The sequence below is a fragment of the Hyphomicrobium denitrificans 1NES1 genome (assembly GCF_000230975.2).
GTDB lineage: Bacteria > Pseudomonadota > Alphaproteobacteria > Rhizobiales > Hyphomicrobiaceae > Hyphomicrobium_B > Hyphomicrobium_B denitrificans_A.
Map to the genome: position 1 here is coordinate 218,734 of NC_021172.1, position 13,925 is coordinate 232,658.

General features: G+C 60.1%; 13 protein-coding genes, 1 other RNA gene and 1 pseudogene. 9 read left to right on the forward strand and 6 right to left on the reverse strand.

The window, feature by feature from the left end; translation table 11 throughout:
• The first annotated feature begins 24 nt into the window (after window positions 1-24).
• A complete protein-coding gene (gene crcB, locus HYPDE_RS01020; protein ID WP_015596456.1) occupies window positions 25-456 on the forward strand; it encodes a fluoride efflux transporter CrcB in 432 nt (143 codons plus the stop codon).
• Window positions 457-462: 6 nt separating this feature from the next.
• Here the strand turns inward: crcB and egtD are convergent, their stop codons facing one another.
• From egtD to HYPDE_RS01040, 4 genes are all read right to left on the reverse strand, one after another.
• Window positions 463-1,455 (reverse strand): L-histidine N(alpha)-methyltransferase, encoded by a 993-nt coding sequence (egtD, locus tag HYPDE_RS01025; RefSeq protein WP_015596457.1) that lies wholly within the window; start codon window positions 1,453-1,455, stop codon window positions 463-465.
• On the reverse strand, window positions 1,455-2,759 hold the full coding sequence (gene egtB / locus HYPDE_RS01030) for an ergothioneine biosynthesis protein EgtB (RefSeq protein ID WP_015596458.1): 1,305 nt from the start codon (window positions 2,757-2,759) through the stop codon (window positions 1,455-1,457). The genes egtD and egtB overlap by 1 nt, the downstream gene beginning before the upstream one ends.
• Window positions 2,734-2,955, reverse strand: a complete 222-nt coding sequence (locus tag HYPDE_RS01035; RefSeq protein ID WP_015596459.1) for a hypothetical protein — start codon at window positions 2,953-2,955, stop codon at window positions 2,734-2,736. The genes egtB and HYPDE_RS01035 overlap by 26 nt, the downstream gene beginning before the upstream one ends.
• A gap of 171 nt (window positions 2,956-3,126) precedes the next feature.
• Window positions 3,127-3,489, reverse strand: coding sequence for a DUF427 domain-containing protein (locus HYPDE_RS01040; RefSeq protein ID WP_041320706.1), 363 nt, complete (start codon window positions 3,487-3,489; stop codon window positions 3,127-3,129).
• Window positions 3,490-3,647: 158 nt separating this feature from the next.
• Between HYPDE_RS01040 and rnpB the strand changes: the two genes are divergently transcribed.
• An RNA gene (gene rnpB, locus HYPDE_RS18540) (RNase P RNA component class A) lies at window positions 3,648-4,124 on the forward strand.
• A 29-nt stretch (window positions 4,125-4,153) separates the two neighbouring features.
• On the opposite strand, the pseudogene mddA reads toward rnpB, so the two are convergent.
• Both mddA and HYPDE_RS01050 read right to left on the reverse strand, forming a co-directional pair.
• Window positions 4,154-4,879 (reverse strand): annotated as a pseudogene (gene mddA, locus HYPDE_RS01045) (methanethiol S-methyltransferase); the annotation flags it as partial.
• Between the two features lie 25 nt (window positions 4,880-4,904).
• Window positions 4,905-5,759, reverse strand: coding sequence for a DUF2189 domain-containing protein (locus tag HYPDE_RS01050; RefSeq protein WP_144061141.1), 855 nt, complete (start codon window positions 5,757-5,759; stop codon window positions 4,905-4,907).
• A gap of 539 nt (window positions 5,760-6,298) precedes the next feature.
• Here HYPDE_RS01050 and mraZ point away from each other — a divergent pair.
• From mraZ to mraY, 7 genes are all read left to right on the forward strand, one after another.
• Complete coding sequence (gene mraZ / locus HYPDE_RS01055) at window positions 6,299-6,790, forward strand: division/cell wall cluster transcriptional repressor MraZ (RefSeq protein ID WP_015596464.1); 492 nt, start codon at window positions 6,299-6,301, stop codon at window positions 6,788-6,790.
• Entirely contained in the window at window positions 6,787-7,824 is a 1,038-nt protein-coding gene (rsmH, locus tag HYPDE_RS01060) for a 16S rRNA (cytosine(1402)-N(4))-methyltransferase RsmH (protein WP_015596465.1), read from the forward strand. The genes mraZ and rsmH overlap by 4 nt, the downstream gene beginning before the upstream one ends.
• Window positions 7,825-7,863: 39 nt before the next feature.
• Window positions 7,864-8,163, forward strand: coding sequence for a cell division protein FtsL (gene ftsL / locus HYPDE_RS01065; RefSeq protein ID WP_015596466.1), 300 nt, complete (start codon window positions 7,864-7,866; stop codon window positions 8,161-8,163).
• The gene (locus tag HYPDE_RS01070) at window positions 8,153-9,829 is read left to right on the forward strand and encodes a peptidoglycan D,D-transpeptidase FtsI family protein (RefSeq protein WP_015596467.1); all 1,677 of its coding nucleotides are present in this window, start codon (window positions 8,153-8,155) and stop codon (window positions 9,827-9,829) included. Before ftsL ends, HYPDE_RS01070 begins: the two co-directional genes overlap by 11 nt.
• Before the next feature lie 108 nt (window positions 9,830-9,937).
• Window positions 9,938-11,383 (forward strand): UDP-N-acetylmuramoyl-L-alanyl-D-glutamate--2,6-diaminopimelate ligase, encoded by a 1,446-nt coding sequence (locus HYPDE_RS01075; protein WP_015596468.1) that lies wholly within the window; start codon window positions 9,938-9,940, stop codon window positions 11,381-11,383.
• Between the two features lie 5 nt (window positions 11,384-11,388).
• Window positions 11,389-12,807: a UDP-N-acetylmuramoylalanyl-D-glutamyl-2,6-diaminopimelate--D-alanyl-D-alanine ligase gene (locus HYPDE_RS01080; RefSeq protein WP_015596469.1), complete on the forward strand. Its 1,419-nt coding sequence runs from the start codon at window positions 11,389-11,391 to the stop codon at window positions 12,805-12,807.
• 33 nt (window positions 12,808-12,840) lie between these two features.
• On the forward strand, window positions 12,841-13,923 hold the full coding sequence (mraY, locus tag HYPDE_RS01085; protein ID WP_015596470.1) for a phospho-N-acetylmuramoyl-pentapeptide-transferase: 1,083 nt from the start codon (window positions 12,841-12,843) through the stop codon (window positions 13,921-13,923).
• Window positions 13,924-13,925: the final 2 nt, after the last annotated feature.

Sequence of the window (13,925 nt, forward strand, 5' to 3'; positions counted from 1 at the left end):
GGATGCTGTTGAAAGGAGAGCCATATGACGTTCACGACCTGCCTTATCGTGATGCTTGGCGGTGCGCTCGGGACATTGATGCGCTATCTGGTGTCTCTGTTCGCGCTGCCGATTAGCGGCCAGCTCCCCTGGGGTACGATCATCGTCAATATCACGGGGTCATTCATCATCGGCTTCTTCGGGACGCTGACGCTGGCGCATGGCCGCTTTCCTGTGTCGGAAGAATTCCGGCTGTTCGTGATGATCGGCATATGCGGCGGCTACACGACGTTCTCGTCGTTTAGCCTGCAGACACTCGACTTGCTGAGAGAGGGCGCTCTCGGTCGCGCCGCAATGAACATTTCTCTGTCAGTCGTGCTTTGCATCCTTGCGGTCGCTGTCGGACATGCGGTGGGCGCGCACTTCAATGGCGGAGCGACGCAGATCGCGCAAACAGCGATCGAAGAGGATGCCTGACTGAGATCAGGCGCAGCCGCGACCGGCTTTCGGCCAAATGAGCTCGTGAACGCTGAACTGTTCTCTTGTGTCGGTCCAGACACGCGCCGGTCGCCAGCCCGACGCGCGCGCGACCTCGCGGAATTGTTCGAGCGCGTACTTATACGAATTTTCCGTATGGATGCTTTCGCCCGCACTAAAATGAAAGGTCCGGCCGCAGACCGAGACCTGCTGGTCGTGGCGGCTGACGAGATGCATCTCGATGCGGCCTTTCGCCGGATCGTAGATTGCGCGATGCCGGAAGCCCTGCTCATCGAAGTTGGCGCCAAGCTCACGATTGATGCGGCGAAGCAGGTTGAGATTGAACGCCGCCGTGATGCCCGCTTGATCATTGTACGCATCGATAAGCCGACGCGGGTCTTTCTTTAGATCGACGCCGATGATCAGGCGGCTTGACCTGCCGAGCGCACGACCGAACACGGTCAGCAGGCTTGCCGCCTCTTGTGGCGCGAGGTTGCCGATCGTCGAGCCGGGGAAAAAACCGGTTTTTTCGCGCGCGGCGAGATCGGCAGGAAACGTCAGCGCATGAGAAAAATCCGCCACGATGGGCCTCACGTCGAGACTTGGATAACGCCGCATCAGGCGCGCTTTCGCATCGGCCAACGCCGTTTCGGATACGTCTATCGGCACGTAAGCGACCGAGCTTCCCAGGTGATCGAGCAGGATTTCGGTTTTCAGGCTGGAGCCGGAGCCGAACTCGACCAGCAACCCGCCGTCGCCGACGCTTCCGACCATGTCGTCGGCGTAGTCCATCAAAATCTGCGTCTCGGTCCGCGTCGGATAGTATTCGGGCAAGCGCGTGATGTCCTCAAAGAGCGCGCTGCCGCGTGCGTCGTAGAAGTACCGGCAGGGAAGCGACTTTTGAGCGTTTGACAATCCCTCGATGACGGATGACGCGAATTCGTCCTCGACCTCTCCGAGATCGAGATGGGCTTTGGCGAGCGTTTGAGCACGACGCATCAGTCGATCTCCGAAGCGAGGCGCAGACCGACGAACTGCCAGCGCTGATGAGGGTAGAAGAAGTTCCGGTACGTTGGACGGGAATGGCCGCCGGGCGTTGCGTAGGAGGCTCCGCGGAGAACTTGCTGGCTGATCATGAACTTGCCGTTGTATTCGCCAATAGCACCGGCGGGCGGGCGATATCCGGGATAAGGAAGATAGGCGCTCGACGTCCATTGCCAGGTATCGCCGAAGAGCTGCTTCGGCCTGTCCATTTCGCCGCTGGCGGCGCGTCGCGGACGCAACCGGCCCGTCTCTATGGATTCATGGCGGGCGCCGCTCGCCAAGGCGGCAGTTTCCCATTCGAATTCTGTCGGCAGGCGTTTCCCTGACCAGCGCGCGAATGCGTCCGCTTCGTAATAAGAGACGTGCGCGACGGGCTCCGCAGGCGCAACAGGCAGTAAGCCCTGCAGCGACATCTGGAACCAACCGGCGTCAGTTTTTTCCCAATAGAGCGGCGCGCGCCAGTCCTCACGATTGACGGCTGTCCAGCCGTCGGCAAGCCAGAGCGTCGCCGTTGCGTAGCCGCCGTCTGCGATGAACTCCAGCCACTCGGCGTTGGTGACGAGGCGGTCAGCGAGCCGGAAGGGATGCACGAGTGCATCGTGCGGAGGCAACTCGTTGTCCCAACAATACTCATCCGATGCGTGACCGACACGATGAATTCCGCCAGCGTAATCGATCCACCGCAGCGGCTCAGGTTGCGACAGGTCGACCTCGAAAGGCGATGATTGATATGATGGCTTCAGTGGATTTGTTGCGAAGAGCGCCAGTATATCGGTCAGAAGCAGCTCCTGATGCTGCTGCTCGTGGTTGATGCCGATTTCGATGAGGCGCGTGACTTCTGTGCTTTGACCTTTTTCGCTCGATAGAAGCGAACGCAGTGCATCGTCGACGTGAGCGCGATAAGCGAAGACACGTTCGGCCGATGGCCGGGTCAACAATCCGCGTTTCGGGCGCGGATGGCGCGGTCCCAAGGCTTCGTAATAGGAATTGAAGCAGTAATTGAAGGCATCGTCGAAGTCTCGATAGCCATCGAGGTGCGGTTTCAAGACAAAGTTTTCGAAGAACCATGTGACGTGGGCGAGGTGCCATTTGGTCGGGCTCGCATCGTCCATCGCCTGGACCACCATATCCTCGGGTGTCAGCGGCGCAGCTAGCGCAAGCGAGTGTTGGCGCGTCGCGAATAGTCGTTCGGAAGGGCTCGTCGGATTAGGTTGGGCCCGCGGACGGGGTTCCTTAACGGTTGCGGACGTTCGTCGCATCGTTCTCCTCCCTGAACTGACTGTCGTTGGCCGTATCGCGACGACCGGAGATGCTGAGAATGACGTTGAAGCTAGCGATGATCGCTGAAGGCACGCCCGTCATATTCGTTGCAGCACGGACGGTTGTTTCAGGCGTGAGCCGATATTTTGCGGATCGGGGATTTTTGCTGCAAACGGCGAGCGCGCGGACGCGCATGGCGAGCTTCGGTCGAATTCGACTCCAGACTGCACTGTATTCGGAATTCAAGCGTGCTTTCTTTCTGCTTGCGATGTACTGCGACGCCGATCGCAGGAGATAAGATTATTGCAAACGCGGAAAGATTAAGATTGTTCCCCGGCTGATACATGAAGATGCGGTTTCACCTTGTCAGGGCGCGTTGTTCTCGACGAATTCGGCCTCTTTCGGATTGAATGCGAGGTATCCCGCGATCGATTTCATGGCCGGAAAAGGCGTCTCGTAGCTCCAGACGGCATCGTTTACCGCCACATCTCCGGATTGCAGCGAGAAATAGGTTGCTTCGCCTTTATAGGGGCAGTGGGTTTTCCGAGGTGATTTGGTCAACAACGTCATATCGACGTCGGCGCGTGGGACGTAAGGAACGGGCGGATAAGAGGCTTCGTGAAGCATCAGCGCGTCGGTTGTGTCGGCGATAACGGTGCCATTCCAAACCACGCGCAGTCGCGCGGGATGCGGAACGATGCGGATCGCGTGATTGGGATTAGCCTGCATGCTCGTTCTCCCCGTGGCACCACCTTTGACGCGATGTGGGAACGGTATCGCGAACTGCAACGGCGGATCCCGCATTTTGAATTCAAAGCGAACGGGGGTTCACCGTTTTTGCGCGTTGCCACTTGACGTTTCAGATGTCGCACCGCTTATGTCAGGAACCAGCCGGCCGGGCGGCCGCTGCCGGACTTCGTTGTGGCGAAGCGGGCTCTAAAGGCTCGCAAGCAAGGTATCCGGTGGAGGAAAGTCCGGGCTCCATGATGACACGGTGGCGGCTAACGGCCGCCGGGGGCGACCCCAGGGAAAGTGCCACAGAGAACATACCGCCCGCCTACGCTGCTTCGCAGCTTCGGCGCGGTAAGGGTGAAAAGGTGCGGTAAGAGCGCACCGCGCTTCTGGTAACAGAAGTGGCAGGGCAAACCCCACCGGGAGCAAGATCGAATAGGGATGGGCGCGCGGAGCGGGAAACCGCAGACGCGAGGCGTGTCATCACGCTACTCATCCGGGTTGATTGCACGAGGCGTCTGGCGACAGGCGTCCCAGATGAATGGCCGTCGCGGAGGTATTTTGGCCAACACTCGGCAAGCCGGTGTTGGGCTGCTTCCAGACAGAACCCGGCTTACAGGCCGGCTGGTATTTTCTTTGTTGGTTTTTGATTACGCTGACTTTGCCAGGGGATCAGCATCGAAACGCGACGCTGATACTGTCGGTATTCGTCTCCGAAGATACTAGCCAGATCGCGTTCTTCAAAGAGAATGCCGACTAGGATATAGGCCGTGGTGCCCGCAGCGAACAACAGATGTCCGATTGTCATCGTTGGTGTTGCCCAGAAGGCTACGATAAAGCCGAAGTAAATCGGGTGGCGCACGAATTTATAGAAAAGAGGAGTGCGGAATTTCGGTTCTGGCATCGCTTTTCCGGCAAGATTGTTCGCGACTTGATGCAGGCCGAACAACTCGAAGTGATTGATCAGAAAAGAGCTGACCAGAACGATTACCCAACCTACCAACGACAGAGCCATGACTGCGTTTGCGAGCAGCGGGTTGTCGATATGCCAGATCATGGTCGGAATTGGCCGCCAGAACCAGAAAAGCAGTATAAGCGCGAGACTGGAACAGAGCACGTAGGTGCTCCGCTCGATTGGCGGCGCCACCCAGTGAGTCAGCCATTGCTTGAACGGTCTGCGTGCCATGACGCTGTGCTGAATGGCGAAGATCAGTAGCAGCAGAACATCGATTATCAGCGCCGCACGGGCGGGTATGATCCCACCCGTATCTATCGTCTTTGGGACAAAGAGATCTGCAACGAAGCCGATCGCGTAGAGGAAGGTCGCGAAGAAGACCGCGTAGCAAACCATTCCGTAGATGAATGCTGCCACTCTCCACCTAGTCATGCAATTGGCCCCTGATTTACGCTGGCTACCGCGGTGTTTGGGGTTCGACGAGCTGTCTGTAGAGATGCCAGGTTGCGTGACCGAGGATCGGGAGCACGATTGCAAGGCCGACCAGGAACGGCACCGTTCCGAGCAGCAGGCCGATCGCGACAATCAATCCCCACAACGCCACGGGCACTGGATTTTCGATGGCCGCGCGCACGGACGTTCGAACCGCAGTCGCAGCACTCACGTCACGATCCACGAGCATCGGGAATGAGACTACGCTGATCACGAGAACGACGAGCGCGAATACAAAGCCTACTACGTTGCCGACGATGATGAGTTGAGTGCCCTTCGCCGTCGTCGTGAGCTGGTTCCAGAACTGGCTTGGCGAGGATGCTTCGCCGCCGAAAATCTGGGTATGAATGAGATTGGCGGTATAAAGCCATCCTACGAAAATGGCTGCTAGCACGATGCCTAAACGCCAGATTGCACCGATGCCCGGTCTGTGCAGGACATCGAGTGCACGCGCCGGCGATATGTCGAGGCCGAGTTCGCGGCGACGGCTCAACTCGTAAAGGCCGATCGCGACTAACGGGCCGAGCAGCGCGAAGCCTGCCGCCATTGGATAGATCAGAGGCAACAACTCGTAGCCGAATAGAAGTCGCGCCAATACGATGCCGACGACCGGATAAATGATGCACGCGAAAAAGACGTGCGTCGGCATTGCGCGGAAGTCGTCGACGCCTTGGGCAAGAGATTCCCAAATATCCGCGATCATGATTTTGCGGACCTCGGGCTCGCCGTCGCGCCACAGGACAGATGCCGGCCACCGGAGTTCGGCGCCGGGATAGAGTACGTGATCGACGATATGCATTTCAGGTTTTGGGTTCGTCATGTTGGCACCCATGAGCCGCGGTGCCGAGGGTCCGCATGGGACCGTCAGCGCTCTGCGCCGTGCCTGCCCGCTTCGCCTAGTGTTTGATCATGCTCCGATTGTAGTCAGCGTCAAATCAGGATGACGTGACCCTCATTCGAATGTCTAATCTTTTGAAAAATTTATGGATTTCAGTTCTTGCCTGGCTTCGCCTCGGGAAATCCCCGCGGGCATTCTGGTGCAATTCCGTGCCTCGTCGGAAATATCCTTAATAAACCGTTGACGACCACATCATCCCATGCGATCCCATACAAGCCCGTCCGCACCGGGCAGGATACCGTGGCTGGGCGCCGATTTGGTAGAGGGCCCAGATCTGAGCGACCGCCACGGCCTCTTTCCGTTGTTTCGGGCGACACGCGTTCCGCGCGCGCCGGCCGAAGTGCAGAAGCTTTTCGATTGGTCCCGGCGACTCCCCCGCGGGGAGCCGGCCGCCGGGACGGACCAGATGAAGCGTAGCGACCAGTAACGAGTGAGGAGGACGAGTTTTCGTTAGCTGGGAGATGGACCGCTTTGTCTCGACATTCACAAACAAGATCGACTCCAAAGGCCGCGTCTCAATTCCGGCCTCGTTTCGCACCGTCCTGGAACGCGACGGATACGCGGGCGGACTCTACTGCTACCCCTCGCTCGATGCTCCTGCACTCGATGCAGGCGGCGAAAGACTTGCAAAGAAGATCGACGGGCTTCTCGCGGGCCTGCCGGACTATTCGGATGAGCGCGACGAGCTTTCTGTCGCGCTCTATGGCGACGTCCAGGTTCTCACAATCGATGGCGACGGCCGCATCGTCCTTCCTGAGAGCCTTCGCACCCATGCCGGCCTGGACGCCGCCGTCACGTTTGTTGGCCTCGGTGACAAATTTCAGATGTGGGAACCCGGACGCTTCGAAAAGCGCCGGGCGGAAGCGCGCAGCAAAGTCCAGGTGACGCGCAAGCTTTTCGCAGCGGGTAGCCGTGCGTCGAACGACGACGGCGACGAGGGGGCACGGGAATGACGCGCGGTGGCGAGGCAGAGGGAGCCTCGCTGGGGCCGGCTGAAAAGCCTCCACGCCACATTCCCGTGCTTCGCTCGGAAGTGCTGGAAACGCTGGCGCCGAAGGACGGCGAAATCTACATCGACGGTACGTTCGGTGCGGGCGGCTATACGCGCGCGATCCTTGAGGCCGCCAACTGCAGGGTGCTGGCGCTCGATCGCGATCCCAATGCAATCCAGGGCGCGGCGCCGCTGCAGGCTGAGTTCGGCGAGCGACTGATACTCGTCGAATCGCCGTTCAGCAGGCTCGATAAGGTTGCGCAGGATTCGCTCGGTGCAAGCCAGGTGGACGGCGTCGTGCTCGATATCGGCGTTTCATCGATGCAGCTCGACGATGCGGAGCGGGGATTTTCCTTTCAACATGATGGTCCTCTCGACATGCGGATGTCGGGCGACGGACCGACGGTCGCCGATTTCATCAATACCGCGGCTGAAGAAAAAATCGCCAACGTCATCTATGCGTTCGGCGAAGAGCGCAGGTCGCGGGCAATTGCGCGTGCTATCGTCAAACAGCGCGCGGAAAAGCCGTTTGCACGGACGCTCGAACTCGCCGAAACGGTGTCTCGAGTTTTTCACGGTCGCAAAATTGACGGACGACACCCGGCGACGCGGACGTTTCAGGGCTTGCGCATTTTCATCAACGACGAACTTGGCGAGTTGGCTTCCGCGCTGTCGGCTGCCGAGCGAATCCTGAAACCCGGCGGCCGCCTCGTCGTCGTTTCGTTTCACAGTCTCGAAGATCGGATCGTTAAAAAATTCATCGCGGAGCGGAGCGGCAAGACATCTTCGGTTTCACGGCATTTGCCAACGGAATCGATAAAAAGCGCGGCTCCAAGTTTCCGAATTGTTAACTCGCGGCCGTTAACACCTTCTAAAGGTGAATTGGATGTGAACCCGCGTGCTCGGTCGGCACGCCTCAGAGCAGCGTTCCGAACGGAAGCGGGTCCGTGGCCTCTCAATCTTGAAACTTTAGGTTTTCCAGATTCTGAGGATTAGCGTCTGGGTTGAGTCCAGAGTAAATAGGGACAGGCCGCCATGCGTCTCTTGAATATTTCCGCATTTTTCTTTGCGATCGCGAGCGCGCTCCTTCTTTACGGCCTCAACTATGATACCCGGCGTCTCGAAGCTGAAGTGCAGTCAAAAGAGCGCCTCGCCGAGCGCGCCCGAGACGACATCGCGGTCCTGAAGGCTGAACGCGGAACGCTGGCGCGCCCAGACCGGATCGATGCCCTGGCTCGGCAAATCGGGCTTGCTCCTCCTCGCGTCGATCAGTTCGCATCCGGGCGCGAAGTTTCCGACCTCGACGACCATCAGGATCGCGGCAATGGCCGTTGACGGATGCCAGGGGCGTGGCCGTGAAGGCGCTGACGATGTCCGCAAGCGGCGGACTCGCAGTGTGACCGAGATCGTGGTCTACGGGTTTCTCTTTTTTGCGTTTGCCGAAGTCACGATCCATCTTCTCATTCTGGCGTTCGGCCACCAAGCAGCGGTGACGCTTGCCGTCTCCGAGCCGGTCGCGACGAGTTTCAGCCGTCCCGATATCGTCGACCGCAATGGCCGGCTTCTGGCAACCGACCTCGAAGCGCCGTCGATCTATGCGGATCCGGGTGTCGTGCTCGATCGTGACGAGCTGGTCGAGAAGCTCGCGACCGTCTTGCCGGATATCGATCAGAAAGATCTGCTGCGGGCTCTCTCCGACCGCTCGCGCCGTTTCATCTGGGTGCGACGGGGCGTGTCTCCGAAGATTGCGCAGCGCGTGCACGATCTCGGACTTCCCGGTCTTTCTTTCCGCTACGAGTTGAAACGGGCCTACCCTGCGGGGGCGCTCGCAGGGCACGTACTGGGCTCGGTCAACGTCGATAATCGTGGCCTCACCGGAATCGAGAAATATATCGACGATAATGTCGGCACCGATCCGGTGCACTCGGCGGTGCTCTCGACGCGGCCGCCGGTGCGTCTCTCGCTCGACATCGGCGTCCAGCACGCACTCGAAGACGAACTCGACGATGCCGAAGAAATGTATGGAACGGAGGGCGCCGCCGGCCTCATCCTGAACATCAAAACGGGCGAAGTGCTGGCCAGCGCGTCGCTGCCGAGGGTCGATCCGACGTGGCCGTCGCAGGCTCTCGACAACAAGCATCTCGACCGGATGACCGCGGGTACCTACGAACTTGGCTCGGTCTTCAAGACGCTGACGATTGCGATGGCGTTCGATGAGGGCCTTGCGAAGCCCGATACCATGATCGACGTGCGCCAGCCCTTGGAGGTCGGCCGTTTCACGGTGACCGATTATCACGCCTCGAATCGGCCGCTGAGCGTGACGGAAGTCTTCACGCATTCGTCGAACATCGGTGCGGGCATGCTGGCCCTGCAAGCGGGGCCGGAAAGATTCGAGGCTTTTCTTCGAAAGTTCGGACTGCTGACACAGCTCAAAACGGAAGAAGGGGTCATCGCTGCACCTCAGTTGCCGCCGAAGTGGGGAAAGGCCTCAACGATTACGATATCCTATGGTCATGGCCTGGCCGTCGCGCCGTTACAGTTCGCAGCCGCTGCCGCGACAGTCCTTAACGACGGCAAGCCGGTCCATCCGACATTTCTCAAACGCTACGGCGTCGATTCAGCGGACGAGAAGCCGCTCGTCACGCAAGTGACGTCGCGGGAAATGGCGCGACTGATGCGCCTCAACGTCATCGGGCCCGACGGTACCGGCAAGGAGGCCGACGTGCCGGGGTATCGCGTCGGCGGCAAGACCGGCACGGCGGACGTGCCCGGGCGTGGCGGGTATTCGTCGAAATCGGTGATTTCGTCATTCCTCGCCGCGTTTCCGATGGACGATCCCCAATATTTGACCTTCGTCGTGTTGTTCGATCCGAAAGGAACGAAGGAGACGCAGGGACAGCATACTGCGGGCTACACAGCGGCACCGGTGACCGGCCGTCTGATCACGCGTATTGCCGGGCAACTTGGGGTCGCGCCAATGGACGTGGCGGCAAGCCAGTAATCGACCCTGGGTGGATTTGACGTCCGAGGGGTCGGCCACGTATCTAACTTCCGCGAATTATTTTGAGCGTTTTCGAAGCGGCCAAAAGCGACAAGGGCGAGGGGAGCTATGCGGCTTAGCGATGTGCTGCCGGCCGACATCGAGCCGCCCCCAGGGGCTCATTCCATTAAGGTGACGGGAATAACGGCGGCGAGTGCCGCCGTCGGGCACGGCGCAATTTTTGCTGGGCTGCCGGGGTCGAAGGTCGATGGCGCGGCCTATATTCCGGAGGCGCTTGCGCGCGGGGCTAGCGTCATTATCGTCGGCAAGGGCAAAGGCGTTGCCGTTCCTAACGGAGTCACCCTGATCGAGGTCGACAATCCGCGTGCGGCACTTGCGAAGATCGCCGCGAAATTTGCCGGGCGCCAACCTCGCTGCGCCGTTGCGGTGACGGGTACGAGCGGCAAAACGTCGGTCGCCGATTTCACGCGGCAGATCTTTACGAGCCTCGGGCATAAGGCGGCGTCGGTCGGGACGATCGGAATCGTAAAGCCCGACGGGGCCGTCTATGGATCGCTGACGACTCCCGATCCGGTAACGCTGCACGCGACGCTTGCAGCGCTGGCAGATGAAGGCGTCACGCATCTGGCATTCGAAGCGTCGTCGCATGGGCTCGACCAGAACCGTCTCGACGGGGTCGAGCTGACCGCGGCTGCATTCACGAATCTCGGCCGCGATCACATGGACTATCATCCGACGGAAGAGGCTTACCTCAACGCCAAGATCCGTCTTTTCACCGAGCTTCTGCGGGCCGGGCAACCGGCGGCCATCAATATGGACGGTGCACGATCGGCGGATGTCGCGGCGGTAGCGAAGGCGCGGGGGCTTCGCGTCCTGACGGTCGGTGCTTTAGGTGAGACGTTGAAGCGGACGTCCCTGACGCGCGACGGTTTTCAGCAGCGCATCGGGATCTTGTCCGAAGGACGGCACTGCGAGGTGCGGCTGCCGCTCGTCGGCGCCTATCAGGCCGAGAACGCGCTCGTTGCCGCCGGGCTTGCGATTGCAACGGGTGAGAAGACCGATGCCGTGCTGGCGGCGCTCAGCAATCTCAAAGGCGTGCCGGGGCGGCTCGAAATCATCGGCGAACGGAACGGCGGTCTCGCCGTCGTCGATTACGCGCACAAGCCAGAAGCGCTGGCGGCGGCGCTCGATGCGTGCCGGCCGTTTGTGACGGGGCGATTGATTTCCGTTTTCGGGTGCGGCGGCGATCGCGATAAGGGCAAGCGGCCGATCATGGGCCGTATTTCGGTCGAGAAGGCCGATGTCACGATCATAACGGATGACAATCCGCGCACCGAGGACGCCGCCGCGATCCGCAGCGAAATTCTCAAAGGCGCGGCGGGAGCCCGGGAGATCGGCAACCGGGCGGAAGCCGTCGCTACGGCGGTTCGGATGATGCAGCCGGGCGACGTCGTCCTTATCGCCGGCAAAGGACATGAAACGGGCCAGATTGTCGGAGATCGCATCCTGCCGTTCTCGGATCACGAAGAAGTCCGCAGGGCGCTCGAGAGCTGACAGCCATGCAACCGTTGTGGACGTTTTCCGAATTGAGCGCTGCGCTCGGAGTCAAGCCTGAGGGTGGGGTCGACCGGCCGGTCGCCGGAGTATCGATTGATACACGTACACTGCAGCCCGGCGATCTTTTTGTGGCGTTGAAAGATCAGCGCGATGGCCACGATTTCGTATCGTCCGCATTCGAGGCGGGCGCGGCTGCGGCGCTCGTTGTGGAGAGTTACAGGCGCCAGCCGAAGGACGGCGCATTGTTGCGCGTACCGGACACATTGAGGGGGCTTGAAGCGCTTGGCCGCGCGGCGCGAGCGCGGATCAACCCGGACGCCCGCGTTGTTGCGGTGACGGGCAGTGCCGGCAAGACGGGGACCAAGGAAATGCTGCGCGCGTGTCTTGCGCATCTTGGCACCACCCACGCCTCCGAAAAGTCCTACAACAATCACTGGGGCGTTCCGCTGACGCTCGCACGCATGTCACGCGAGACGCGGTTCAGCGTCTTCGAGATCGGCATGAATCATGCCGGGGAAATCCGGCCGCTCACGAAGATGGTCCGCCCGCATGCCGCCATCGTTACGACGGTCGAAGCCGTGCATCTCGAATACTTTCCGTCGGTCCAAGCGATCGCGGATGCGAAGGGCGAGATTTTCGAGGGGCTCGTGCCGGGCGGAACGGCCGTCATCAAATACGACAATCCGCACGCGGGCCGGCTCACGTCGATTGCCAAGCGTTTCGGCGCGAAGCCGGTAACCTTCGGTTTCAGTGCGGGCGCCGACGTTCGTGGCGACGATCTGAAGCTTGGCTACGACGGCAGTGCGCTGACCGTCCGGTTCGGCGAACGGCGAATTCCTCTCCAGCTTGCGATGCCCGGACGCCATATCGCCGAAAACGCGTTGGCGGTCGTCGCTGCAATTGATGCGATCGGTGCCGACGTCGAAAAGACCCTATCGGTGCTTGCCAACCTGCAGCCGCCGAGCGGCCGTGGCGCGCGGAGCGTTCTTCATATCGAGGGAGGCGAAGCGCTTCTGATCGATGAGAGCTACAACGCAAACCCGGCCTCGATGCGGGCCGCGCTGGCGGCGCTCGCATCCGTGCCGCGGCAGAAATTCTCACGCAGGATCGCGGTCTTGGGCGATATGCTGGAACTCGGCTCCGATGCGCCGGCGCTTCATCAAGGTCTCAAGGAGGCTGTGGAGGACGCCGGGATAGACCTTATATTTGCCTGCGGGCCGCACATGAAGGGCCTTTATGATGCCCTACCGAAGTCCAAAAAGGGCGGCTACGCTGCAGCATCGTCTTCGCTTCCTGATGCGCTGCTATCCAATCTGCGACGTGGCGACGTCATCATGGTCAAGGCTTCGAATGGAACGCGTCTCGGTCCGGTCGTTGCAGCATTGAAAGCGCAGTTCGGGAACGACGGCTCCGTCTCGTAGGCGGGCCTTGATAAGGGGGAGAATTCGGCGCGCATGCTCTATGAGCTTGTCAAATTCAGCGATCAGATCAGCGCGCTGAACGTCTTTCGTTACATCACGTTCCGGTCCGGCGGCGCGATCTTCACCGCGCTTCTTTTCGTGATGATGTTCGGTCCTGCGATCATCGACCTTTTGCGCGTCAAGCAGGGCAAGGGGCAGCCGATCCGCGACGACGGCCCGCAAAGCCATCTCCTAAAACGTGGCACGCCGACCATGGGTGGGTTGATGATCCTCGCAGGCGTGACCGTCTCGACGCTGCTCTGGGCGCAGCTTTCGAACGGCTACATTTGGGTGGTCTTAGGCGTTGCGATCTGTTACGGCGCCATCGGTTTCTATGATGACTTTTTGAAAGTCACGAAACGATCTTCGGATGGGTTCGCAGGTCGCTCTCGATTTCTACTGGAAGTGGTGGTTGCCGCCGTCGCCGGTTACCTGCTGATGAAGCTCGGGCCCAAGGGGCTCGATACCGATCTGACGTTTCCGTTCTTCAAGGATCTCATCATCGATCTTGGGCCATTCTTCGTTTTGATGGCGGTATTGGTCATTGCAGGCGCCGGAAATGCGGTCAACCTTACGGACGGTCTGGACGGATTGGCCATCGTGCCGGTCATGATCGCGGCAGCCACGTTCGGCGTCATCGCTTATCTTTCGGGCAACGCGAAATTTGCGGGCTATCTGCAGATTCATCACGTGCCCGGGACCGGTGAGCTTTCGGTTATCTGCGGCGCCTTGATCGGTGCGGGCCTCGGCTTTCTCTGGTTCAACGCTCCGCCCGCGATGATCTTCATGGGGGACACCGGATCGCTGGCTCTCGGCGGCACGCTCGGAGCCATTGCGGTCGCGATCAAGCACGAGGTCGTGCTGGCCGTTGTCGGCGGGCTTTTCGTGCTCGAGACGCTGTCGGTGATTATCCAGGTGCTATCGTTCAAGTGGACGGGAAAGCGCGTCTTCAAGATGGCGCCGTTGCACCACCACTATGAGCAGAAGGGCTGGAAGGAATCGACCGTCGTCATCCGCTTCTGGATCATTTCGGTCATTCTGGCGCTGATCGGTCTTTCGACATTGAAGTTGCGCTAGGA